24 protein-coding genes are annotated in these 24,021 nt (G+C 49.9%); 21 read left to right on the forward strand and 3 right to left on the reverse strand.

Annotated features, from left to right (window positions below; genetic code table 11):
- The first annotated feature begins 119 nt into the window (after positions 1 to 119).
- The 14 genes from HI950_RS20420 to HI950_RS20485 all read left to right on the forward strand — a co-directional run bounded on the left by HI950_RS20420 (position 120) and on the right by HI950_RS20485 (position 13,442).
- Entirely contained in the window at positions 120 to 755 is a 636-nt protein-coding gene (locus HI950_RS20420; protein WP_169086649.1) for a CBS domain-containing protein, read from the forward strand.
- Complete coding sequence (locus tag HI950_RS20425) at positions 752 to 1,552, forward strand: pyruvate, water dikinase regulatory protein (protein ID WP_169086519.1); 801 nt, start codon at positions 752 to 754, stop codon at positions 1,550 to 1,552. Before HI950_RS20420 ends, HI950_RS20425 begins: the two co-directional genes overlap by 4 nt.
- A 34-nt stretch (positions 1,553 to 1,586) precedes the next feature.
- Positions 1,587 to 1,985: a nucleoside-diphosphate kinase gene (ndk, locus tag HI950_RS20430; RefSeq protein WP_169086517.1), complete on the forward strand. Its 399-nt coding sequence runs from the start codon at positions 1,587 to 1,589 to the stop codon at positions 1,983 to 1,985.
- A gap of 19 nt (positions 1,986 to 2,004) precedes the next feature.
- A complete protein-coding gene (fsa, locus tag HI950_RS20435; protein ID WP_169086515.1) occupies positions 2,005 to 2,646 on the forward strand; it encodes a fructose-6-phosphate aldolase in 642 nt (213 codons plus the stop codon).
- A 147-nt stretch (positions 2,647 to 2,793) separates the two neighbouring features.
- Complete coding sequence (locus tag HI950_RS20440; RefSeq protein WP_169086513.1) at positions 2,794 to 3,948, forward strand: P-loop NTPase family protein; 1,155 nt, start codon at positions 2,794 to 2,796, stop codon at positions 3,946 to 3,948.
- Between the two features lie 2 nt (positions 3,949 to 3,950).
- Entirely contained in the window at positions 3,951 to 5,186 is a 1,236-nt protein-coding gene (locus HI950_RS20445; RefSeq protein WP_169086647.1) for a TadA family conjugal transfer-associated ATPase, read from the forward strand.
- Complete coding sequence (locus tag HI950_RS20450; RefSeq protein WP_169086511.1) at positions 5,183 to 6,055, forward strand: type II secretion system F family protein; 873 nt, start codon at positions 5,183 to 5,185, stop codon at positions 6,053 to 6,055. The genes HI950_RS20445 and HI950_RS20450 overlap by 4 nt, the downstream gene beginning before the upstream one ends.
- A gap of 18 nt (positions 6,056 to 6,073) precedes the next feature.
- Positions 6,074 to 6,958 (forward strand): type II secretion system F family protein, encoded by an 885-nt coding sequence (locus HI950_RS20455; RefSeq protein WP_169086509.1) that lies wholly within the window; start codon positions 6,074 to 6,076, stop codon positions 6,956 to 6,958.
- 31 nt (positions 6,959 to 6,989) lie between these two features.
- Complete coding sequence (locus HI950_RS20460; protein WP_169086507.1) at positions 6,990 to 7,175, forward strand: Flp1 family type IVb pilin; 186 nt, start codon at positions 6,990 to 6,992, stop codon at positions 7,173 to 7,175.
- 12 nt (positions 7,176 to 7,187) lie between these two features.
- Positions 7,188 to 7,910: a TadE/TadG family type IV pilus assembly protein gene (locus HI950_RS20465; protein WP_169086505.1), complete on the forward strand. Its 723-nt coding sequence runs from the start codon at positions 7,188 to 7,190 to the stop codon at positions 7,908 to 7,910.
- Between the two features lie 125 nt (positions 7,911 to 8,035).
- Positions 8,036 to 10,225 (forward strand): hypothetical protein, encoded by a 2,190-nt coding sequence (locus tag HI950_RS20470; RefSeq protein WP_187768135.1) that lies wholly within the window; start codon positions 8,036 to 8,038, stop codon positions 10,223 to 10,225.
- Positions 10,226 to 10,280: 55 nt separating this feature from the next.
- Positions 10,281 to 11,162: a hypothetical protein gene (locus HI950_RS20475; RefSeq protein ID WP_169086501.1), complete on the forward strand. Its 882-nt coding sequence runs from the start codon at positions 10,281 to 10,283 to the stop codon at positions 11,160 to 11,162.
- Positions 11,163 to 11,191: 29 nt separating this feature from the next.
- Complete coding sequence (locus HI950_RS20480) at positions 11,192 to 11,704, forward strand: A24 family peptidase (protein WP_169086499.1); 513 nt, start codon at positions 11,192 to 11,194, stop codon at positions 11,702 to 11,704.
- Between the two features lie 31 nt (positions 11,705 to 11,735).
- On the forward strand, positions 11,736 to 13,442 hold the full coding sequence (locus HI950_RS20485; RefSeq protein ID WP_169086497.1) for a DUF6382 and FHA domain-containing protein: 1,707 nt from the start codon (positions 11,736 to 11,738) through the stop codon (positions 13,440 to 13,442).
- Between the two features lie 11 nt (positions 13,443 to 13,453).
- Here the strand turns inward: HI950_RS20485 and HI950_RS20490 are convergent, their stop codons facing one another.
- The 3 genes from HI950_RS20490 to HI950_RS20500 form a co-directional block, all read right to left on the reverse strand.
- Positions 13,454 to 14,359 carry a TIGR01777 family oxidoreductase gene (locus HI950_RS20490; RefSeq protein ID WP_169086495.1) on the reverse strand — a complete coding sequence of 302 codons (906 nt, stop codon included), beginning with the start codon at positions 14,357 to 14,359 and terminating at the stop codon, positions 13,454 to 13,456.
- 32 nt (positions 14,360 to 14,391) lie between these two features.
- On the reverse strand, positions 14,392 to 14,883 hold the full coding sequence (locus tag HI950_RS20495) for a hypothetical protein (protein WP_169086493.1): 492 nt from the start codon (positions 14,881 to 14,883) through the stop codon (positions 14,392 to 14,394).
- Positions 14,884 to 15,039: 156 nt separating this feature from the next.
- Positions 15,040 to 15,477, reverse strand: a complete 438-nt coding sequence (locus HI950_RS20500; RefSeq protein WP_169086491.1) for a DUF2621 domain-containing protein — start codon at positions 15,475 to 15,477, stop codon at positions 15,040 to 15,042.
- A 101-nt stretch (positions 15,478 to 15,578) separates the two neighbouring features.
- On the opposite strand from HI950_RS20500, the gene HI950_RS20505 reads away from it, so the two are divergent.
- The 7 genes from HI950_RS20505 to HI950_RS20535 all read left to right on the forward strand — a co-directional run bounded on the left by HI950_RS20505 (position 15,579) and on the right by HI950_RS20535 (position 23,980).
- A complete protein-coding gene (locus HI950_RS20505) occupies positions 15,579 to 16,709 on the forward strand; it encodes a deoxyribonuclease IV (RefSeq protein WP_169086489.1) in 1,131 nt (376 codons plus the stop codon).
- 51 nt (positions 16,710 to 16,760) lie between these two features.
- Positions 16,761 to 17,663: a formyltetrahydrofolate deformylase gene (gene purU / locus HI950_RS20510; RefSeq protein ID WP_169086487.1), complete on the forward strand. Its 903-nt coding sequence runs from the start codon at positions 16,761 to 16,763 to the stop codon at positions 17,661 to 17,663.
- A 163-nt stretch (positions 17,664 to 17,826) separates the two neighbouring features.
- Complete coding sequence (gene tkt / locus HI950_RS20515; RefSeq protein WP_169086485.1) at positions 17,827 to 19,845, forward strand: transketolase; 2,019 nt, start codon at positions 17,827 to 17,829, stop codon at positions 19,843 to 19,845.
- A gap of 49 nt (positions 19,846 to 19,894) precedes the next feature.
- The gene (gene ppnP / locus HI950_RS20520; protein WP_169086483.1) at positions 19,895 to 20,212 is read left to right on the forward strand and encodes a pyrimidine/purine nucleoside phosphorylase; all 318 of its coding nucleotides are present in this window, start codon (positions 19,895 to 19,897) and stop codon (positions 20,210 to 20,212) included.
- A gap of 264 nt (positions 20,213 to 20,476) precedes the next feature.
- A complete protein-coding gene (locus HI950_RS20525) occupies positions 20,477 to 21,334 on the forward strand; it encodes an ABC transporter permease (RefSeq protein WP_169086645.1) in 858 nt (285 codons plus the stop codon).
- 15 nt (positions 21,335 to 21,349) lie between these two features.
- Positions 21,350 to 22,231 (forward strand): carbohydrate ABC transporter permease, encoded by an 882-nt coding sequence (locus HI950_RS20530; RefSeq protein ID WP_169086481.1) that lies wholly within the window; start codon positions 21,350 to 21,352, stop codon positions 22,229 to 22,231.
- 39 nt (positions 22,232 to 22,270) lie between these two features.
- Positions 22,271 to 23,980, forward strand: coding sequence for an extracellular solute-binding protein (locus HI950_RS20535; RefSeq protein WP_169086480.1), 1,710 nt, complete (start codon positions 22,271 to 22,273; stop codon positions 23,978 to 23,980).
- The last annotated feature ends 41 nt before the right edge of the window (positions 23,981 to 24,021 follow it).

Consider the following 24,021-nt stretch of genomic DNA (forward strand, 5'->3'; position numbering starts at 1 on the left):
ATTTATTGTGCGTTATACGTTAATATGATATATTATTTATCGAATAATGGTACTATATCAAACAAATATGACTCATATACAGATTGGAGGAGAGTACGATTCAGTTATCATCACGGCAATTGGAGCTTCTTGAGCTCGTGAAGAGGCATGCGCCGATTACCGGTGAACAGCTAGCGGAATATCTAGGTGTCAGCAGACCGACGCTGCGCTCGGATTTATCGCTTCTCGTCATGCTTGGTTTGCTTGATGCGAAGCCAAAGGTCGGTTATTTCCTCGGCAACACCTATCGTTCAAGCAGCGAGCCTTTGCAGCAATTCAACAATATGAAGGTAAGAGAGGTACAAGGGGTTCCTGTCAACGTGCCTGATTCATTGTCGGTGCATGATGCCGTCATTACGTTGTTCACCGAGAATGCAGATACCCTTATAGTCGTGAATGAACAGAAGCGGTTCGTTGGAATCGTAACTCCTAAGGATTTGCTGAAAATAACGCTTGGTAACGCTGGTGCTGCATCCATACCCGTCAGTATGGTGATGACCCGCTATCCGAATATTGTGACGCTTATGCCCGATGAATCCGTAATGGAGGCGATACGCAAAATGTCGCTCCATCAGGTGGATTGTCTGCCAGTCATTGTTCCTCGCGAGGAGCAAGCGGCAGATCCGGAAGTAACCGGCTGGGTATCGAAGTCGAACATTATACGTCTGATGGCGGACATCGCGATGGATGGGGAATTGGGGGAGCCAGAGTTATGAAACAGCAAATCATTTATGTATGCTCCGATGCTGTCGGCGAAACGGCGGAAGCGGTAGCCAAGGCAACCTTGCGTCAATTTGCATCGGAGCATGTAAAAATTAAGCGCTACGGGCATATCAAGTCCGAGGATGAGATATTGCGCATCATAGCCGAAGCGCTCAGCACAGGAGGCTTCATCAGCTACACGCTCGTACAGCCGGAGCTTCGAGAGCTTATGAAGGAAGAGTCGCTTAGAGCCGGCGTTCGAGCAGTAGATGTGATGGGGCCGATGATGCAGGCTTATGTGGACACGTTCGGCACCTTTCCGAAGCGGCAGCCTGGTCTGCTTCATTCCATTGACGATGCCTATCATCGCCGGATGGATGCCATTGAGTTTGCGGTCAAATACGATGACGGCAAGGATGCGCGAGGCTTTGTACAGGCGCAGGTCGTATTAATTGGCGTATCGCGGACGTCGAAGACGCCACTCAGCATATTTTTGTCACACAAAGGCATTAAGACAGCCAACCTGCCGCTTATGCCGGAGGTTAACCCGCCCGAGGAATTAAAGCCTGCTCCTGGACGGCTGATCATTGGACTTACGATGCAAGCAGAGCATCTGCTTGAAATTCGTTCTGAGCGGCTGAAGACGCTAGGGCTTCCTGCATCTGCGCAATATGCGACGACAGAGCGGATTCAAGAGGAGCTGGATTATGCGAAAGCCGTCATGGAATCATTGAATTGTCCCGTAATTGATGTCACAAATCGCGCAATTGAGGAAACAGCCGGAATTATAACTGAATGGCTTAACAAATAAATGGCTATACCGATAGAGACAAGGGGGAATCTTAATGGATAGAACGTTTGTAATGGTGAAGCCGGATGGATATGCTCGAGGTTTGGTTGGTCGTGTTGTTAGTCGATTTGAAGAAAAGGGCTTTACACTTGTAGATGCAAAGGTCATGCAACTATCAAGAGAGCATGCCGAGCACCATTATGAGCATTTGCGCTCTAAGGTGTTTTTTGACGAGTTGGTCGATTTCATTGTTTCGGGCCCAATATTCGCCATGATCTGGGAAGGCAAGGATGCTGTCAAAAACGCGAGAGCGCTAATTGGCGCGACGAATCCGTCAGACGCGCTTTCGGGGACGATTCGCGGAGACTTTGCAATCGATGTAGCTAGCAATATCATCCATGGGTCAGACTCGCCCGAGAGCGCAGAACGGGAAATCAAACTATTTTTCCAATAGGAAAAGGAGATGACCGGACATGAAATTTTTCTTGGATACAGCAAACGTAGATGAAATTAAACGGATTGCCAAGCTTGGACTCGTTGATGGGGTTACGACTAACCCTTCGCTCATTGCGAAGGAGGGACGCGATTTTAAACAAGTCATCCAAGAAATTTGCAGCATCGTATCCGGTCCTGTCAGCGCTGAGGTGATCGGCACAAGTGCCGATGATATGCTGAAGGAAGCATTTGAAATTGCAGAATGGGCTCCAAACGTCGTCATAAAGCTGCCTTTGACGGAGGACGGGCTGTACGCGGCGCACGCTCTTTCGGAGAAAGGCATTCAAACGAACGTAACGCTTGTGTTCTCCGCAGCGCAGGGACTGATGGCGGCAAAAGCCGGCGCCACCTTTATTAGTCCATTCGTTGGTAGACTGGATGATATCGGCGTAGAAGGCTTGAAGCTGGTTCGTGATTTGAATACCATTATTCGCAACTATGGATATTCAACCGAAATCATTGTCGCAAGCATCCGCCATATCGGGCATCTAGAGCAGGCCGCTATCGCTGGGGCGCATATTGCGACCATTCCAGGCTCGCTTCTGCCATCGCTTTGGAAGCACCCGCTTACCGATATCGGTATTGAAAAGTTTTTAAGCGACTGGGGCAAACAGAAGTAAATTGCTAGGTTGACGGATGGAATCAGATTATGGTAAATTTTATACAAAGTTAATGAGTTAACACGGAAGCACCGTAAAAGGCCGCAGCTATCTGCGCCTTCTATGGTGCTTTTTTTGTGTTTTCTTGACCGAAAAGGAGGGAAGAGGTTGAGTAAATATCAGCTGGCAGTTGCAGTGAGAGAGCAAGAATACTTGAGGCGCTTGGCTGATTATATCCGCGACAGCAAGCTTGGCGAGCAATGGCAGGTTACCGCGTTCACAAGCGCGGATGCATGCAGGCGGTATATGAAGCAGGGCTACAAAATTGACCTGCTGGCCGCACAGCCCGAGCTGATTGACGAGATGAAGAATGAGCTGCCAAGTATCCCTATTGTCGCGCTCGTATTGAAGCTGGGAGAAAGCAACAGCGAGAATGAGCTGCATCAATATCAGCCGCTGCCGCTGCTGCAGCAGCGATTAGTAGAGATACATGCCCGCACCGCCGTCCTTCCTGCCCTTACAGGAGGAGCCATTGAATCAGCTGCAGGCGTGAGAGTTATTTCGGTTTACTCGGCGGCAGGCGGGACAGGGAAGACCGCTTTGGCGCTTCACTTGGCACATGCTGCAAGCACGCACCGCTGCCGAACATTTTACCTGAACCTTGAGAGGTGGAATACGTCAGAGAGCTGGCTTGGATCACGGCGTAATGGGGATGGGGGCAACGAAGCGGGGGTACAAGGCGAAGGCTTGTCTGAGTTCTTGTATGGCCTCAAGTCTCAGCCGGATCAAGCGGTGAATTGGCTTCTGGAGCATCGGAAACGTGACTCACTGCTGCAGGCAGATTATTTGGCGGCTTGTACGAATATGGAGGATCGAATGACGCTAAGCGAGGATGATGCTTTAGGCTTAGTGGACGTTATCGTCCGAAGCGGGCAATACGATCTTATCGTTATCGATTTGGAGAGCGGCTTGGAGGAGCTGCATGCCGCCGTTTTCGAAAGGTCGAATCAGGTGCTTTGGGTGTTGAATGAGGAGGCATCGGTGCGGAATAAACATGCAATGGCCCTCCGCTACGGGGTACAGAAGTGGGGAAATCGTTTTAACCGAATATCCTCTAAATTCATCCATGTAAAAAATCATGCCGCACAGGCTGAGATTCACACTAGCGGAGAAATGCATGGTTTAGCCTTTGCTCAGGTTCAGCTTCCGGAAATTTCGCAGTGGAGGGGTACAAGCAGTGCAGCGCTGCTCTCATCTCCGCAATACCGGGCAGCGGTAGCCAAGCTGTTCAGGCAGCTTAGCCCGGAAGGTGGAGAGGACTGATGCTGAGCGAGGAGAAGGTGCTTGCGCTGCGCGACAAGGTACGGGCGAAAATCGATTTCAGCGGCGCGCTGTCTGATGACAGCCTGATGAGAATAGCGGAAGAAATCGTATTCGAATGGTGCGAGAGCCATCCGCTTACAGCGTCAGGGAAGGTGCAGCTGGTACGCAGGCTGTTCCATTCATTCAGAGGGCTTGATATTTTGCAGCCTTTGATGGAGGACCCGTCTATCAGCGAAATCATGATCAACCATCATGCTGAAATCTTTGTTGAACGTAGGGGGCAGATGACGCTGCTGCCAGTTTCGTTCGAGAGCAGAGAACGGCTGGAGGACTTGATTCAGACGGTCGTAGCCAGCGTGAACCGTGTCGTTAATGAGTCTTCTCCCATCGTTGACGCTCGGTTGAAGGACGGTTCAAGGGTACATGTCGTGCTCCCGCCAGTTGCGCTGAAGGGGCCATGCATGACGATTCGAAAGTTTCCTGAGCAGCCGCTTACGATGGAACAGCTTGTTTCGTTAGGTTCCATATCAGACGAGGCTGCATCATTTTTGAAAGTGATGATTGCATCGCAATACAACATCTTCATAAGCGGCGGTACAGGAACAGGCAAGACAACCTTTCTAAATGCGTTGTCGCAGTTTATCGGAGCGGATGAGCGAATCGTGACCATTGAAGATTCCGCGGAGCTGCAAATACGTACCGTTCCGAATTTGGTCTCGATGGAGACGCGGAATGCCAATACAGAGGGCAAAGGCGAAATAACGATTCGTGACCTCATTCGCGCATCTCTAAGGATGCGTCCCAACCGAATTATCGTTGGCGAGGTGCGAGGCGGAGAGGCGCTGGATATGCTGCAAGCCCTTAACACTGGCCATTCCGGAAGCATGTCTACGGGCCACAGTAATGGGGCAAAGGATATGATGGCACGCCTTGAGACGATGGCGCTTAGTGCGGCGGAATTGCCTGTGCAGGTGATCCGCCAGCAAATTGCATCCGCAATCGATATTGTGATTCATATCTCAAGGTTCCGGGATCGAACGCGGAGAGTAACAGAAATTTGCGAGGTCGTAGGCATAGAGGCAGGCGAAGTGCTGCTTAATCCGCTTTTCCTCTATGAGGAGGAGGGGGAACGTAACGGTCAGGTGGCAGGCAAGCTAAAGAGAACAGCCAATCCACTCGTGCAAATGGACAAGCTGATGATGGCTGGTAAGAGCAAAAAGGGAGGAATGGCGATATGAACAGCCCTAGAGGAGCGAGTGCATTAAATAGCCCGCCGCGTTTGCAAGGAAGACGCTTGCAGCGAGCCTTTGAATGGTGCGGCTGGGAGAGTAGCGCTGCAATGGCGCATATCAGGGCTGGCAGATCTTTAACGGATTATAGGCAGTACCACTTGACCCGCAAGCAGTTTATCGTCGCTGCAATAGCCGGAGCGCTGCTGATCCTTGGAGCAGCATATTTATTTTATCATTCGATTTTCGTTTCAATTGCGCTTTCTGGTTTTGGGATAATTGCCCCTAGGTTTAGACGCAGAACGCTGCTGCAGCAGCGTAAAGAGCGATTGAAGCTGCAATTTAAGGAGGCATTGTTTTCCCTTACCTCCTCCCTTGCGGCAGGTCGCTCGCTTGAAAATGCATTTTTATCCACGCTTGACGATTTGTTGCTGCTTTATCTAGATCCGCGTACTGAGCTATTGGTTGAGTTCCAGATCGTCCGCTTCCGATTGGAGAACGCTGAGCCGCTTGAGTATGCGCTTCGCAACTTTGCAGATCGTGCGGGTATCGATGAGATCACACAGTTTGTTGATGCTTTGGCAGCTTGCAAACGCTCGGGCGGGGATCTATTGGAGGTGATGAAACGAACCTCCGTTATTATCGGGGAAAAGCTCGGAATTGAGCAGGAGATTGCTGTCATGATCGCTCAGAAAAGGTTCGAAGGACGAATTATGATGGCGGTGCCTTTTGTTTTTCTTGCTTTTCTTGGCCTCGCTGCCCCCGATTATATGGCTCCCTTATATGGAGGAATCGGTTATTTATTGCTAACAGCAGCGCTGCTGCTTTTAATGACCTGCTTCTGGGTGATGGCCAAAATAATGAACATTCAGATGTAGATGATGGGAGGGAGGAGAATGGCTGCAGCCTTTGCCGCTGTTGCTTTTACCGCAATATGGCTTTACTTGGCTGGAGGAGCGGCACTGCGTTCGATTTGGCTTCGCCTTACGAGCAGGAAGCGGAATGAAAATCAAGCGGAGCAGTATCTGAAGCAGCTTTGCTTAATCCATCCATTTATGCGCCTGCTTGAGCGGCTCCGCTTGTTCGATTCCCTGCAGCTGCCGATAAGCAGCTACCATATGAAGCTGCTTGTATTGATGGAAAGCGATTGGACGATAGAGCGAACGAAGGCAGAAGCGGCAGCTGCATTCGGTACAGGCTATGCGTCCCTAACGGTTTGCGCATGGCTCAGCGTGCTCGGTCAAGAGCCTGTGCTGCTAGCGATGGGTGCCGTATTCGGCATTGTGCTGACGTTGCGCCCATTCGTAGAAGCAGGGAGGCGCGTAGAGCGGCGTAAGCAGCAGATGATCTCCGAGCTTCCGGATATGCTGAGCAAGCTGATGCTGCTGGTAGGTGCAGGGGAAACCGTACAGCAAGCATTAACAAGATGTCTGGAAGGGAAGGATCCCAAGGAGCACCCGCTTTATAAAGAATGGGGTGCTGCGGTGATTTCGCTTCGGAATGGTCAAGCCTTCAGTGCGGCGATTGAGAGATTTAATCGACGCTGTTCCGTTCAGGAAGTATCGATTTTCACGACAGTGCTGCTCCTGAATTATCGGCGAGGCGGGGAGCACTTTGTGCTCGCTCTGCGTGAGCTGTCCTATTCACTGTGGGAGAAGCGAAAGGCAATCGCGAGATCGCGTGGAGAGGAAGCATCGTCCAAGCTGGTGTTCCCCCTCGTAGGCATATTGCTTGTGCTCATGGTTTTAGTAGCTGCACCAGCAGTTCTGCTTATGTCTTAATCAACCAAAAAACAGAGAGGAAGATAAAAAAATGAAAAATCTAGGTCAAGCAGTGCGGTCGTTCTGGTCGGAGGAAGAAGGTCTTGGCACATTGGAAATTATTTTGATTATTGCGGTCGTCATCATTATTGCGCTGCTGTTCAAGGATTGGATTATTGAGCTGATTGAAAGGCTAATGGGCAAAGCGGATGACGAAGCGGACAAAATTTTTAGTTAGCGGGTGATGCTTGTGAGCGGGACAAGGATGAAGGCGCGGCTGCTTCAATGGCTGAAGAAGGAGCAAGGCAGCTTTACGTTAGAGTCGACTATCGTTTTTCCAATGCTTCTTGGGCTTATCTTGCTTTTTATCCTGTTCGGCATGTACATGTATCAGAAGGTGGTTCTGTATTATGCGGCTTCGGCATCCGCGGAACGTGCCGCATTTGGTTGGGATAACAGCTTTCGCGAGGCAAGGAGCGGGATGCTTACAGAGTCTAAGTATGACGGCTTGTACTGGCGGATAGGCGAGGATGAGATGCTTGGCCGCTTGTTCGGACTGGGCGGAGAGAAGCATGCAGCAGCAGTCGCGATTCCTCTAGCTAGGGCAGGCGAAGCTGAGGCAGCATTACCCCTGCGAAAATTGGAGCAGGCGGTAAGGTGGATCGGACAAGCGGGTCTTGCATACGAAGGCCAGATCAGCTATTCGGGCGGCGCCTTAAAGAGAGAGATCGAGGTAAAGCTGAAGTCGCCATTATCTAATCGATCTGTTGAGAAAAGCTGGTTGCGGAGAGAGCCAATGTCGGTATCGACTGCCGCCGTTGTTGATCCGGTAGAGTTTATACGGAGCGTTGATCTTGTCCGCTATTATACAACGAAGTTTGCCAATCGGACAGGCGGAGCAGGCCAGGCAAGGTCTCAGGCAGGTCAAGCGCTGGCTCCCTACAAAGACGCAACAGAAGTGAGGAAGCCATGATTTAAGGTTGTGCCTTACAGAGGATTCAAGATGAGAGGGGCAGAGCAGCTGTGGTCGTGAAGAAGGACAGGAGATACAGGCGAGAATATGGAAAAAGCAGACTGCTGTTTCATGAGGACGGTGCAGTGACGACATTTTCGGTCATCGTATTATCCGCGCTGCTGCTATTTTTCTCTTTGCTCATTGATTATGCCCGGATTGCAGCCTTGCATAAGCTTACTGAAGATGCTGTCCGCTCCAGCGTTCGTTCCGTGCTCTCTGCCTACGATTCTGTTCTTTATGAGAGATATGGGCTGTTCGGGCGCGGCGGAACAGAAGGGAAAATGCTCTTCGCAGAGGCGATGAAAGCTAATGCAGAAGGAGCTATTGATTCGAATAAACAAGGCATGAAGCTGGTTCGCTCGAAGCTAGAGTCCTCTGAGCTGCATGCTGCGTCGTTTCTAGGCAGGCATGATGTGTTTGGCAGGCAGGTGCTTGAGGAGATGAAGTATAAGGCGCCTATTGATTTTACGCTGGAGCTTGCTGCGAGGTTTGTGCCCATGGCAGGGGCGATGAAGGAAGCTTCCGTTGCAGTCAATCTGCTTGAGAAAATGCGCAGGCTTTACGAGAAGCGGGAAGCTCACCTTGCCAGAGTGCTGGTGCTGCAGGAGCAATCCGCTGTAACGGTAGGAGAAAGCGGCATAGCAGCGATGATTCCCGTCCAGACGGGAGGAGTAGCGTTGGCTGGTGAAACCGCTCTTGGCATCGCTAGCGAATACGAAGACTATGCTGAAATGGTTATGCATGATCAATCGCTGCCTCCTGGAGAGAAAGCAAAGTATACGAGTGAGATTGCGGAATATGAGAATAAAGTCAGAGCGTTCGTCATTGAACTTCGCCGTGTGAGCGGAGGGATGCTGAAGCAGCATGTAAAGCTGCATGGAAATGCTATTAAGGAGCTGGAAGCCGCACGATTACTGAATGAGGATATGCTGAGGCTCGTTCAACAAGCGAATCAGCAGTCAAATCTAGCTGATTATGATGCGGTGTCAAGGCGCAGCGTAACAGGCTCGGAGCAGCACTTTGTTCCGGCAAGCGCCGCATCTGATATTAAGCAGGTGAAGGAAGCTGCAACGGAGCTTGTAAAGCCTGATGGTTGGTTTAACGACTATAGGCAGGAGCTAGAGGCGCAAGGAACAGCTGCATCAGCCGTCGATATGGAGGCGGGAGGTTTTCAATCTAGCAGCTTGGCATCCTTGGTGAAGCCGATTAAAAGTAAGGCTCCGGATAGATTGCTGGAAAGTGCGGCTAGCTTGCGATTGGCATACGGTACGTATGAAGAGAAATATATCCTTCCCGCTGGCGTCATTGTTAGTCGCAAGCAGGCGCTTGAGCAAGGCAATATCAAAGCGCAGCTTAAGCAGCAGGAGGAGCAAGCCGGATCGCTGTGGAAGCGGGCGCGCGGCATGCTTCACGGCTTGACAGCCATCCCTCAGACGGAAGAGCATATGCAAACTTTTGAGCAGGTTAAGATGCGTTATAACGAAAACTTAATGTTTAATCAGCAGTCAGACAACACGGCGGCGGCGGCCGGGGCAGGACAAGCGGTCGATGCACATGAGGCTGCCGAACAATCAACTGCCTTGATGGACGGTTTATTTTCGGGTATGTCCGGAATGCTGGAGCGGGCAAGGGATTCGGTTTATTATGGCGAGTACGTGATTAGTCGTTACTCTCATTTTGCTCCGCAGTATTTGCGGTCGATGATGACGGATGGAAATGTATCAGAGCTTTCGCAAGCAGTCTCTTTTAATAATCAGGAGGCGGAGTATATCATCTATGGCTTTCATAATCCAATCGGTAATATTGCAGCGGCATACGGAGAGCTGTTTGCGGCTCGACTTGCTATAAGGACGATGGAAGGTTTGATTGAAAGCAGATCGCTGGGCCATCCGTTACTTATTTTGTCAGCGGCACTTATTTACGGCTTGGAGAAGACGATAGAGGATATGCTTGCCTTCACTGAACGAGGTTCAGCGCCTTTGTCTAAATATGTGAGAGTTGAGCTGTCGTATACGGACTATTTACGGTTGTTCATTCTTATGCATGGCGCGGAGAATGGAGCAAGCCTAGCCCGCATGATTGCGGTCATCGAGCAAAATAGCGGAACGACGCTTTCAGCCGTTCCGAGCGGAGTGACGGGAGAGGGTAAGGTTTCTGCGCAGCTATGGTTTGTGCCTGGCATGATGCAAGTGCTCGGTAAGTTCGGACTTTTGGAAGGAAAGGTTGTCGGCAATCGCTATGAGACGACACAAACGATTGGCTGGTCCTATTAGATGCCGATGCCGCAGAAATGAACAAGGCTCAATCGTTTTAGAAGCTGCGTTAGTTATGCCTATGATAATGATTATACTGCTTGTGTTTGTTATGCTCATTCGTCTATGTGCTGTACAGATGGCACTGCACTCCGCGGCATCTCAGACGGTAAGGCAAATGGCAACAAATATTCATCCTGTAGAGCTGGCATGGCAGCAGGCGGCAGCCCAGATTCCAGTGCCTGTACAAGCGCGATTTCCTTTGTCCTCATGGAGCGAGATTGCGGCAGAAGCGTCGGAGTGGCTTCCATCGCCGGCTGGGGAGATGGTATCGTCCGCGCTGCGTGGTGATTTTAGGCCTCTTCAAAATATGGCCGCAACGGAAATAGGACGAGCCGTCATTGAACCGTTACTAAGAGAATTTGCGGATGCTGCCATTATCGATCCGAAGCGGCTAAGGCTGGACTGGCTAACGCTGCCTGATCTAGGGAAGAAAGATGAGCCTTATTTAGCTATTTCGGTGGAGTATGATTTCCCGTTAAAGCTTCCTTTCTACGGGAGGCCAATCGTGCTTAAGGAGCAAGCCTCCGAGCGTGTTTGGATAAGTGATTCTGCTCCTGCCAGATATGGAATGGAAAGCGTTGAACAAGAAAATATCCCGATCCAAATCGTGGCTATCGAACCGACGCCGCTGCGGCCTGGAAGGAAGGCGACCGTTACGGTCAAGACGGAGCCGAATGCTGCTATATCGCTTGATGTCGCCTACAAAAGCGGCTCAAGCAAAGCGAAGCATCTGGGAGCAGCCGTTGCCGATGCCAATGGCTATGTGACGTGGACTTGGCATGTATCCGGAAATACAACACCCGGCATTTGGGAGCTTACAGCTTCAGAAACGAGCAAGCAGGCCAATCAAGTATCAATGCATTTTGAAGTGAAAAAAAGCAGCGGTGGCAGTTGAAAAAAAACAGAAACGGAGAGGGAGTTAGCATGAGTTTCATGATGACGGCTGCTACAGCCGTGTTGTTGATTATTGCTTTCGTGACGGATTTGAAGGCGCAGATTATTCCGAATCGGCTAACGGTCAGTTTTTTTGCTGCTGCATTTATCTATCATGCTGCCTATAGCGGAATAGATGGATTGGCAAAAGCAGCTGTCGGCGCAGCCGCAGGCTTCGTTCCATTGCTGCTGCTTCACTTGGCGAGAGGGATTGGCGCCGGCGACGTGAAGCTGTTTGGTGCGCTGGGAGCTTGGGTAGGAGTATGTGTCGTGCTGCAAATGATGCTATATGCCATTTTGTACGCAGGGGCGATCGGGGTATGTCTTGTTGTTGTGAATCGTGCTTTCGGCAAGAAAATGACGGCAGGCGTAACTGCCATCCTCGCTCCAGCAGCAGGATGGAAAAGGAGCCAGTGGCTGCAGTGGGCGGACTCAGGCAAGAAGTTTCCGTTTATGCTGGCGGTTGCGCCTGCAGCTATTACGGTATGGTCAATGATCAGCTAAGCTAGCAGATTTGAAGGGAGATGAAGGTGGCGTGCAAAGCTATCGCGTTGATTTTACTATGAATCAAGGGCATGAGATGACGCTTGATCGAGAAGGCGGCATATATAGGAGCGAGCTTGATGAAATCGAAATTCAAATGCTGCAGAGCGAGCGGATTCCTTTTCTGCTGCCAGTTGATTGGTTTGAGCTGGATGGCAAGCTAATCTTTCGATATAAGCTGTCGGGCATGAAAATGCTCCTTCACCGTCTGCAGCAGCAGAAGCTTACGATGGAGCAGTACTATTCGCTAATATTAGCCGTTACGGATGCTCTTTTTGAGTGCAAGCACTATATGCTGCGGCCGGAAGGCTGCTTGCTCGACGAGCAATTTATTTTTTTCGGGCATCATTTGCATGACATTCGCTTAGCATACGTGCCTATGAAAGGAGATGCTGCTGACCAAGCTGTCGGTACAGGCGACCTCTTGTCGTTGATTGTTCGTTTCACCTCGTATATCGATCAAATCGACGGAGAGGGATTAAAGCAGGTTCTGCATCATTTAACGGGTACAAGATGGCCGCTAGCTGAGCTGCGGGCTACGCTTCTGAAGCTGATAGGAGAACCTCCTTCCGTGCAGCATAATGGAGCAGTTCAAACGGTACATAGGCAGCAAGCACAACATTTTCGGCAAGAACATGAGTACCAGCAATCCCAGAACTCTAAGAAAGCGCAAGAGTCCCAGCAATCCCAGCGTTCCCGGCTAGCCGACGAGTCCCAGCAAACTCAGCAAGCCCGGCAAGTGCAAGAAGAATCCCAGCAAGCACAGCATTCCCGACATTCCTTTCAGTCTGTACATACAGAGACCTATTCATGGAAAAGCGATAATCAACAAGCTGAGCCGCCAAGCTTCCAAGACTTGCAGCAGCCACAGCAGACTTTTTCCTCCCAGTTGGAAGCATATACTGACATAAATACTTCCTCTAACGATATTCTGGAGGATTGGGATGATAGCTTTGAAGAGACAACGTCAGATAAAAAGAAAAAATGGCTTCTATCAGCTGGTTTCATCATCGTGATAGCATGCGTATGGCGGTTTGTTTATTTTGTTGCTGAAACGAGGCAAAGCCTGCTGATCAGCTTGGGCATCACTCTGCTGCTTCTAGCTGGTATGCTGCTAGTTTGGAGGAAAACGCATGCCGCCTCATTGGATGCCGAATTTGATATGGACCAATATGAGCCAGACTTGAGAATGTTCCCAGAGCTTGCGAATATATACGATGAACAAAATAAGAGTACGACAGGTTCGAAGCCATCACCGGAAGACCATTATGAAGAGAGCAAGCCCCATTCTAAAGCTTCGCTGCATGTGGTCGCTGCGAATTCGATGTTTCCTATTGTTGAACCAACAGTTCAACTTGCGAGGGAGCAGCAAAAAGAGACTTCTGGCGAGCTTACTGAATGGCTCCAAAGAAGCTGGGAGGGCCAAGCTACGAGACTGGAATTAGTTGAGGGATGCTTTAAAATAGGCCGGATGGGCGAGCAGGTAAGCTATGCGGATATTGCCAGTGGAGTATCGCGCCTTCACTTGGAGATTGAGCGCTTGAAGGGGGAGTTTAAAGCAAAGGATCTGGGGTCCAGGAATGGCAGCCTGCTAAATGGACAAGCGATGATTCCTTACAAAAGCTATAAGCTTTCACTAGGCGACGTTATCCAATTAGCAGGCGAGAAAGGCCCTTCCTACGAGCTTAAATCGGTTTGAAGAGATCTATCTTATCGATGACTGCCTACTAATTCATTCATGGCAGCATCCACGGTCGGATATTTGAAGGTAAATCCGTGCTCAAGCGCCTTGCGAGGCAGCGCCCGCTGCCCGTCTAGTAGCAGCGTTGACATTTCGCCAAACAATACCCGCATTAGTGCGGCTGGCACTGGAAACCAATGCGGCCTTCCCATTGCCTTTCCAATTGCGCGGCCAAAAGCATCATTAGTGACTGGGTCGGGCGAGGAGCCGTTAACAGGTCCGCTTATGTCCTCATTGTCTAATATAAACAAAATAAGCTGGATCATATCCTCGAGATGAATCCAAGAAAGCCACTGCTTTCCGCTGCCGATTTTGCCGCCTCCAAACAAGCGATAGGGCATGGCCATTAACGGGAAGGCGCCCTCCTTCTTGTCCAATACGACGCCAACACGGAGCTTGACCAGCCGCTTGGCAGGAATTGTGTCAGCGGCCTGCTCCCATTTTTGCACGACCTCCGATAAGAAATCAGTCACCTTAGTCGGGCTGGATTCATCGAAAATACCGTCTGGCGAAATGCCGTATGCAGAAATGCCTGAGGCATTCACGACAAGAGGAGGCTTGTACTTGAGCGATTGCATAAGCTTAGCGATGCGGGCTGCTGCTGTCATTCTTGATTGCATGACACGCTGCTTTGCAGCCGAAGTCCAGCGCTGATTAATCGATTCACCTGTAAGATTTACGATTGCGTCGATACCTTCAAGCAGTGCTGGAACAGCTTCAAGCTCGCTCCAGGTAAATCGGGTAACGCCAGAGGGCTCTGAACGCCCACTCGAACTCTGCCGAGAAATAATATAAACCTCATCGTTTCTCTCCAGTAAAGCTTTGGTTAGCGCACGCCCGATAAAGCCAGTTCCACCAGCAATTGCAACCCGCATCCCTGTCCGCTCCTTCATTCACATCTACCTTATTACTTGATTTCCTCGATTTTAACGAGCCAATTTTGTTTGAGGGTCGCTTCGCCTTCAATCGCTTTTTCTTTATATTCGAATTTTACTTTTGCTTGATCAGGCAAAGCTTCAATCGTGCTCTTTTGCTCTTCCGTTATTTGCATCGGAATGGTCCCAGTCGCCGTTTCGATTTCTATGGAGTGCGAGTCGCTCAGACCGCTGTACGTTCCTTCACTAACTTTGACTGGGTCTGCCGGCTCCTCGATTCCACCGTTGTTGGCTGGAGCTTCAGTCGGCTCAGGCGTGGATACATCAGGCTCAAGCACCCCGCTTTCCTCAGGCAATTCGCTGACTGCCGGTCCTTCCTCTATCGTTCCTTGTTGTTCGTTTCCTTTATTTTCATTGTTTGCGTTCGTACCGCTACAAGCTGATGTGGCAAGCATAACAGCTAGAAGAACTGCTCCTGCTGCAACTGCTTTTTTGCTTCTTCTTCGCTTCGATGAGTTCATCATTAGAACCACCTCCTGTATGTAATAACGAAATTAACGCTGGATAGGTTACATTTATATATAACCGAATATGAAAGCTGTGAAGCAAATGGCATACTCAACCTGCCTGCTTCTGCAGAAAGTAATAAATGAGCTTAAGCCGCACGGAGCGGCTCAAACTCATTTATTAAGTAAATGCTTATAGGGTCCGTAGTCAATGCCTTGACGCTCAAGGAAGGTAACTAGGCTGCGGTAATCACGTTTTGGAGTTGCTCGTATGTAGCCTTCGATGCAGTGCTCGCGCGTTACGGTCGATGCGCCGTATTCAATCGCCACCTGGCCGATTTTGGCCGCGATGGAATGTTTAGCTATATCGCGAAAAGCGCTTGGCACTGGAGATACAAGCTCATCCAGCAGCTCTTTGGAATCGTCGTTCCACATGCTGCGGCTGCGCTCTACCCAGTAATTTTGCCAATCGAGCTTAGACTTGCCGTCTCGCATCGGAAGCACCTTGAGAAATTTTCGAAACATGAAAAATCCGCCAATCGACATAGCCCCAACCATGACGATCGCCCAAAAAACGATAAAATACATAAACCAATCGGGCGCAACTTTCATACGTGTCTTTCACCTCAATAATGAATTATACCGTATTCCTAGATTTATTTCGACATTCCTTGTAAAATAAGGTTTGATCAACCGAAAGGGGCGAAAGATTCATGTTGAAAATAGGTTCCCATGTATCATTTTCGGACAAGGGGCTGCTGACTGCAGCGCAAGAAGCATTATCCTATGGCTCAGGTACGTTCATGATCTACACCGGCGCACCGCAGAATACAAGACGGAAGCCGGTCGACACGTTATATATTGAAGAAGGCAAGGCGCTAATGGAGCAATCCGGCATCAATGAAATAGTCGTACATGCTCCGTATATCGTTAACTTAGGCTCGTACAAGGATTCAACGTATGAGCTCGCGGTTTCTTTCTTGCAGGAAGAAATTCGTCGTACAGACTATATCGGTGTTCGTAATATTGTCCTTCATCCGGGCGCTTATACGGATAAGGATGCCGAATATGGCATTGTCCGTATTGCAGAGGGCTTAAATGAAGTGCTTGCCGGTACCAAGGAAACGAATGTGAACATCGCGCTTGAGACGATGGCGGGCAAAGGCACCGAAATCGGCCGCAGCTTTGAAGAGATTGCAGCGATTATCGACAAGGTACAGGATAATCATCGCCTGACCGTATGTATGGACACCTGCCATATGCATGATGCTGGCTATGATCTCGTTAATGATCTGGACGGCGTGCTGGAGCAGTTTGACCGTATAGTTGGTCTTGACCGCGTAGCGGTCGTTCACGTGAATGACAGCAAAAATTCGCGCGGCGCAGGCAAGGACAGGCATGCTCCGGTCGGCGCAGGCTGGCTTGGACATGAAGCAATCCAAAGGATCGTTAGTCATGAAGGGCTAAAAGGTCGTCCTTTCATTTTGGAAACGCCATGGATCGGCAAGGAAGACAAGACGGAGCGGCCAATGTATGAAGCGGAAATCGCCTTGTTAAACGGCAATGGCAGAAGCCGCTTAGGTGAAACGTTCTTCGAGGACGTAGAGCGTCTGCACCATTTCTTCGGCAAGCAAGAAATTGATCCTAGAGTTTTTGTACTGTCCACATGGGATTTGCTGAAAAATGATGCGAAAGCGAAAAAAGCAGACCCGCGCGAGCCAATGGAGCGTCTATACGACCTTGTGATCGCAGGCCAGCCGCTATCTTCCGAATTGACGGAGGAACAAATCAATCAGCGGATTACCGCTTGGTTTGGCGGCAAGGAGCTGCTCGCTAAGGTTTAATATCGATTTAATCATTCATTTTATATCGTTGTGAAAGGAAGTTTGAAGTCCATGTCATCCCAATCCACCCCGTCCGATATCAGCAATGCGTTCGGCGGAAAAAGCGGCCGTGCCCGCATGCTGATTTCTTGCCCGGATCGTTCGGGCATCGTTGCGGCCGTATCGCATTTCCTATATGAGCACGGAGCGAATATCGTACAATCGGATCAATATACGATGGATCCGGAAGGCGGCATGTTTTTTATCCGCTTCGAATTTGATTTGCTTGATTTAGATAAGGAGCTTCCTATTCTCGTAGAGGATTTCGCAAGAGTAGCGGATCGTTTCGATATGAAATGGCATACCTTCCGTGCGAGCCGCAAGAAGCGTCTTGCCGTATTTGTATCCAAGGAGGATCATTGCTTGCTTGAGCTGCTGTGGCAGTGGAAGGCAGGAGATCTCGATGCCGATATCTCAATGGTTATCAGCAATCATCCGGATATGCGGGAGCTTGTCGAATCCTTCGGCATTGCCTACCACCATATCCCGGTCACGGCTGCTACGAAGGCTGAGGCGGAGCGCAAGCAAATGGAGGTTGTCGCGGATAAGGCGGATATCGTCGTATTGGCGCGCTACATGCAAATTATTTCGCCGAAGTTTATCGAGCAGTTTCCGAATCGCATCATTAATATTCACCATTCGTTCCTTCCGGCATTCGTGGGCGGCAAGCCCTATGCACAGGCGTATACGCGCGGCGTGAAAATCATTGGAGCAACAGCACATTACGTGACGGAGGAGCTAGACGGCGGACCAATTATCGAGCAGGACGTTCAGCGCGTCAGCCACCGCGACAATGTGGACGATTTGAAACGTATTGGGCGGACGATTGAGCGTGTTGTGCTTGCTCGGGCTGTAAAATGGCATATTGAAGATCGCGTAATCGTGCATAATAACAAAACGGTTGTATTCAACTAGCTGTATAATTATGCGGGTGTTCTTTTATTTATGATGGAAAACAAGCACCCAGAGTGATACAATATTCAAAGTTATTGCGTACTGGTATGACGCTGCAATCGTTATTGAGAAACCATATGACGAGACGAAATTAGACTAGAGTAGACCATAGGAGGCAAATGGAATGACTGTTACACAAAAATCAATTGAACAGCTATCAATCGATACGATCCGTACACTGGCGATCGACTCCATCGAGAAAGCGAAATCAGGCCACCCTGGTATGCCAATGGGCGCTGCGCCAATGGGCTATCAGCTGTTTGCAAAAAATATGAAGCACAACCCATCGAACCCGACATGGATTAACCGCGACCGCTTTGTTTTGTCAGCTGGCCACGGCTCTATGCTGCTTTACAGCCTTCTTCACCTTTCCGGCTATGACTTGCCGCTTGAAGAGCTGAAAAACTTCCGTCAATGGGGCTCCCTGACACCAGGACACCCTGAGTTTGGCCACACAGCCGGCGTTGATGCAACGACTGGTCCGCTTGGACAAGGTATTGCAATGGCAGTTGGTATGGCGATTGCGGAAGCACAGCTTGGCGCTACTTACAACAAAGAAGGCCACGATCTAATCAACCACTTCACATATTCCATTTGCGGCGACGGCGATTTGATGGAGGGCGTATCCCACGAGGCTGCTTCCTTCGCAGGCCACTTGCAGCTTGGCAAATTGGTTGTTCTATATGATTCCAACGATATCTCGCTTGATGGCGAGCTGAGCCTTTCCTATTCCGAGAGCGTTCAAAAGCGTTTTGAAGGCTACGGCTGGCAAGTGCTTCGCGTAGAAGACGGCAACGACCTTGCTGCCCTTTCCAAAGCGGTTGCTGATGCGCAGGAAGATCTTTCCAAACCGACTTTGATCGAAGTAAAAACGGTTATCGGCTACGGCAGCCCGAACAAAGGCGGCAAAGGCGGACATGCAGGTCCTCACGGATCACCGCTTGGCGCTGATGAAACCAAATTGACGAAGCAAGCTTACGGTTGGTCGGAAGATCTTCAGTTCCATGTGCCTGACGAGGTTCGCGCTCATTTCGCAGATGTGAAAAGCAGCGGCGAGCAAGCCAATGCAGAGTGGGATGCAAGCTTTGCAGCATATAAAGCAGCTTTCCCTGAGCTAGCGGCTCAGTTCGAGCTTGCAATCTCCGGCGCATTGCCAGAGGGCTGGGATGCCGACCTTCCTGCATACACAACGGCAGACAACGCGGTATCGACTCGCGTAGCTTCAGGCAACGCGCTTAACGGTCTTGCGAAAAACGTACCTACGATTTTCGGCGGATCCGCTGACCTTGAGAGCTCGACAATGACTCACTTAAAAGGTTTGACGCAGTTCAAACCAGGCAGCTACGATGGCCGCAATCTGTACTACGGTGTTCGTGAATTCGGTATGGCTGCTGCAATGAACGGTATTGCGCTGCACTCCGGCTTGAAAGTATTCGGCGGTACGTTCTTCGTATTTACGGATTACCTTCGTCCTGCTGTCCGTCTTGCTGCATTGATGAAGCTTCCTGTCGTTTATGTATTGACGCATGACAGTATCGCAGTTGGCGAAGACGGCCCTACGCATGAGCCGATCGAGCAGCTTGCTTCGATCCGCATCATCCCTGACCTTACGGTTATTCGTCCGGCTGATGCTAACGAAACTTCAGCAGCTTGGGCATATGCCGTTGAGAATACAGGCAACCCGGTAGCACTTGTGCTTACTCGTCAAAACCTGCCTATCCTTGAAGGCACAGTGAGCGATGTTCACGCCAACCTTCGCCGCGGAGCATACGTGGTATCCGATGCTGCAAACGGCAAGCCGCAAGCGCAAATTCTTGCAACAGGCTCTGAGGTGCAACTAGCTGTAGCTGCTCAAAAAGCTTTGGCAGAAGAGGGCATTCAAGTGCGTGTCGTCAGCATGCCGAGCTGGGATTTGTTCGAGAAGCAATCGAAGGAATACAAAAACTCTGTCATTCTTCCTGAGGTTAAAGCCCGCCTTGCAATCGAAATGGCTCATCCATTCGGCTGGGATCGTTACACAGGAGACCAAGGCGATATTCTTGCTATCGACCGTTTCGGCGCATCCGCACCTGGCGATCGCGTAATCAAAGAATATGGCTTTACGGTTGAAAATGTTGTTAGCAAAGTAAAAGCAATGCTGTAATAGCGTTTCAAGCTTTAGCATCCGATATATAAGGGAGATCACAGCTACCATGTCTCAATTCGATAACGTATCGATCGTCAAGAAGGCTAACGTCTACTTCGATGGTAAAGTAACGAGCCGCGTTGTATTGTTCGCGGATGGCACTAAAAAAACACTCGGTATTATGTTGCCGGGCGACTACGAGTTTGGAACAGACTGCGTCGAAATCATGGAGATTTTAGCCGGCGATTTGAAAGTGCTGCTGCCTGGCGAAACCGAGTGGCTGCACATTCAAGGCGAAGGCGAATTCAAAGTGCCTGCGAACACGAAATTCAAGCTTCAAGTTGCTGAAGTATCGGATTACTGCTGCTCGTACATTTACGAGTAGACCTGCCTGCCAAGGCTTAAAAGAGGCTTTCCACACCGGATATCAATCACCGGGGGAAGGCCTCTTTTTTTTGCCTGCTCATAATCCCTAATATCGTGCTACCAATCTTAAAACATTGTTATATAAGGACCTGGCTCCGCAGCGCTACAATTAGTCTTGTAATCGCTAACATAGAAAAAACATTAAGGATGGAAGGGGGAGAACCTATTGAAACAACGGATTGCACGGAGGTGGAACTTCAAGCTTACTTGGCCGCTTCATATCATGCTGGTGCCGGGAATTGTGCTAGTTCTTATTTTCTCATATTTGCCGATGCTGGGACTTGTAATGGCCTTTCAGGACTTTCAGCCGCAGTTAGGCTTCTTCCGTTCCGATTGGATCGGCTTTGAGAACTTTAGGCTCATGTTCGAATATCCGGATGCAAGGCAGGTCATTTGGAACACCTTGCTTATCGCAGTCATTAAAATTGTAGCTCACCTGATTGTGCCGCTGGTGTTTGCGCTCTTGCTTAACGAGGTGCGGAAAATGGTATTTAAGCGGTTCGTGCAGACGTTTGTATACTTGCCGCATTTTCTATCCTGGGTCATTCTCGGTGGGATTTTGCTGGACATGCTGTCGACCGACGGCGGACTAGTGAATCAAGCGCTTGGCTGGATAGGAATTGAACCGATCTTCTTCCTCGGCAACGGCGATTGGTTCCGATTCACGATCATCGTCAGTGACGTATGGAAGGACTTTGGTTTTTCGACGATCATCTTTCTGGCTGCGCTTTCCGGCATCAATCCTGACTTTTACGAGGCTGCGCTTATTGACGGAGCAAATCGGTGGCAGCAGACTCTGTCGATCACGATTCCGTCGCTCATTCCGATTACGATTGTGGTCGCAACGCTGTCGCTCGGAAATATTTTGAACGCAGGCTTTGATCAAATCTTCAATCTTTACAATCCGCTGGTCTACGAAAAAGGCGATATCATCGATACTTATGTTTATCGCGTAGGGCTAATCGGCGGGGACTTCGGCTTTGGTACTGCGGTGGGCGTGTTCAAGTCGCTAGTCAGCTTCGTTCTGATCGTCATCTCGTACCGGCTCGCCTATAAGCTGGCCAATTACCGCATCTTCTAAAAAGGGGGGAGTCAGATGCATCATCAATCGTTAACTTATCGTATTTTTTCAGTAGGAAATGGCGTGTTTCTAGCTTTGTTGTCCTTCCTATGTATCGCTCCTCTGCTTCACGTGCTAGCGGTATCGTTCAGCTCATCGGCGGCTGCGGATGCGAACATCGTGAAGCTGTGGCCGATTGGTTTTTCGCTCGAAGCCTATAAGGTGACGTTAACCAATGCCAATTTTGTAGGCTCGTTCGTGAACTCGGTTTTGCGGACCGTGCTCGGTACGTCCATAGCTGTAGGCTTGTCCGTACTGATCGGATATTCGCTGTCGAAGGAAACCAATGAGTTCAAAGGACGCAATATGTATGCTTGGTTCTTCGTGTTCACCATGCTGTTCAGCGGCGGCCTTATTCCCGGATACATGGTCGTTCAGAAGCTTGGCTTGCTGAATTCGATTTGGGCGCTCGTGCTTCCGGGAGCGGTTAGCGTGTATAATACGATCTTGTTGATGAATTTTTTTCGAACCTCGGTGCCGAAGGCGCTGGAGGAAGCCGCGTTTATTGATGGCGCGGGACATTTTCGGGCATTATGGAAAATCTACTTGCCGATCTCGCTGCCTTCCCTTGCCACGATCTCGTTGTTTACGATGGTTGGGCACTGGAATGCTTGGTTCGACGGTCTTATCTATATGACGCAAACGGACAAGTATCCGATGTCGACGCTGCTTCAAACGCTTGTCGTGCAGCGCGATTTGAGCAGCATGAGCGTCAACGCCGACGAGATGAAGGAGCTTTCGAATCGAACGGTGAAGACAGCCCAAATCTTTATCGCTACACTGCCGATCATTGCCGTCTATCCATTTTTGCAAAAGTTTTTCGTTAAAGGAATCGTGCTTGGCTCCGTAAAGGAATAGGGTTGAATCCGATAGAAGAATATGAAGGGGGAAGTTATTTTGAATAAACAATGGATGAAGCTTACGAGTTTATTGACGTCGCTTGTCATCTGCACGAGTCTGTTAGGCGCTTGTGCAAGCTCGAACGGAAACGGCGGCAACGCAGGTGAAGCAACTGCCGATCCAGGTAATCAGGCCGCTGTGGAAAGCGTTATGGAAACGGGGAAATTCAGCGAGCCGGTCAAAATGGATATCGTCCGTCAAATGACGAGCGACGTGAAGTTCCGCGATGGGGAGGATATTAACAACAACCCGCATGTAACCTGGGCGAAAGAGACGTTTAATATCGATCTCAATTACGTATGGACAGCGGACAGCAGCTCGATCGACACAAAAATTAGACTGTTGTTGTCAGCAAATGAAGACCTGCCGGACATCGTGCAATATCGCGGCTCGCAGGATGTAATCGATGCGCTGATCGACTCGGGCAAATTTATCGAGGTTGGCGATTTGTTTGATAAGTACGCCAGCGAGTCTTATAAGTCGGCGATGGCCGAGGATGCGAGCGTCTGGAATCCGTACGTTCGTGACGGCAAGAAATACGCGATTCCTGTACTGGACTATTCCAACAATAACGATACGGTCCTCTGGATTAGAGACGACTGGATGAAAAAATTTAATTTGCAGCCGCCTGCTACGATCGATGATATGGAGAAAATGATGGACGTTTTCGCGAATCAGGATCCTGACGGCAACGGCAATAAAGATACGGTAGGACTCGCGGTCGGCTTGAAAAACGGAATGAACACATGGGGACTTGCGGATGCAGACTTCCTGTTCGGCGCTTACGGCGTCATGCCGGGACAGTGGAATGCTGACAGCGAGGGCAAGCTGGCATATGGCTCGATTCAACCGGCTGTAAAGACGGTGCTTGGCAAGCTGAAGGACTGGATGGAGAAGGGCTATATCCATAAAGAAGCAGGCCTTCATGACGAGGGCAAGGCAGCCGAACTGTTCTCTTCGGCCAAAGCAGGCATCGTAGCTGCGCCATACTGGGCGGGAGGCTGGCCGCTTCCGGCGGTTAAGGAAGTCGACAAAAACGCAGATTACAGCGCTTATCCGCTGCCGGCGGGACCAGACGGGCATATTGGCCGCAGTCAATCGGGCGTGAGCAACGGGGTTATTTTGATCAACAAAAGTTTCGAGCATCCGGAAGCGTTTTTCCTTTATGCGAACTATCTCTATGAGAATCAAGGCGACCCGCAGGCCGGAAGTCCGCTTGAATACGGCTTTGAAGAGGGTTATGATTACTTGATTAAAGACGGAGAGCCGACATGGGATGCTGCAGCGTTCGCTGAAGACAAGCCAATGATGAACCTCGGCAAATACACGCTGTTGTTTGATGGAGCTCGTATACCGTCGCTTGTTATGAAGACGATGAACGATTTGGATGGCGGCAAGGAGCCGGCTACGGCTTTCGAGAAAAAATCGTCGATGGATTTGGATAAAAACATTCATGCCGGCGCTGTTAACTTCAGCCAGATTGAGTATGCGATGCCGAACCTTTACAATGGCTCGCCTACAAAAACCTATAAGAAGCGTTGGGATTTCCTGAATAAGAGCGAGAAGGAAACGTTCAACAAAATTATTTACGGCGAAAGTCCGATCGATGCGTTCGATACGTTCGTGGCGCAGTGGAAATCGTCGGGCGGAGACACGATTACGAATGAAATCAATGAATGGTACAATTCAGTAAAAACCAATGAATAAGTGACATCGGGTTCAAGGCTGGCACCCGTTCCTCCTAAAGG

The organism is Paenibacillus sp. PL91 (genome assembly GCF_012935325.2).
Taxonomy (GTDB): Bacteria; Bacillota; Bacilli; order Paenibacillales; family Paenibacillaceae; genus Pristimantibacillus.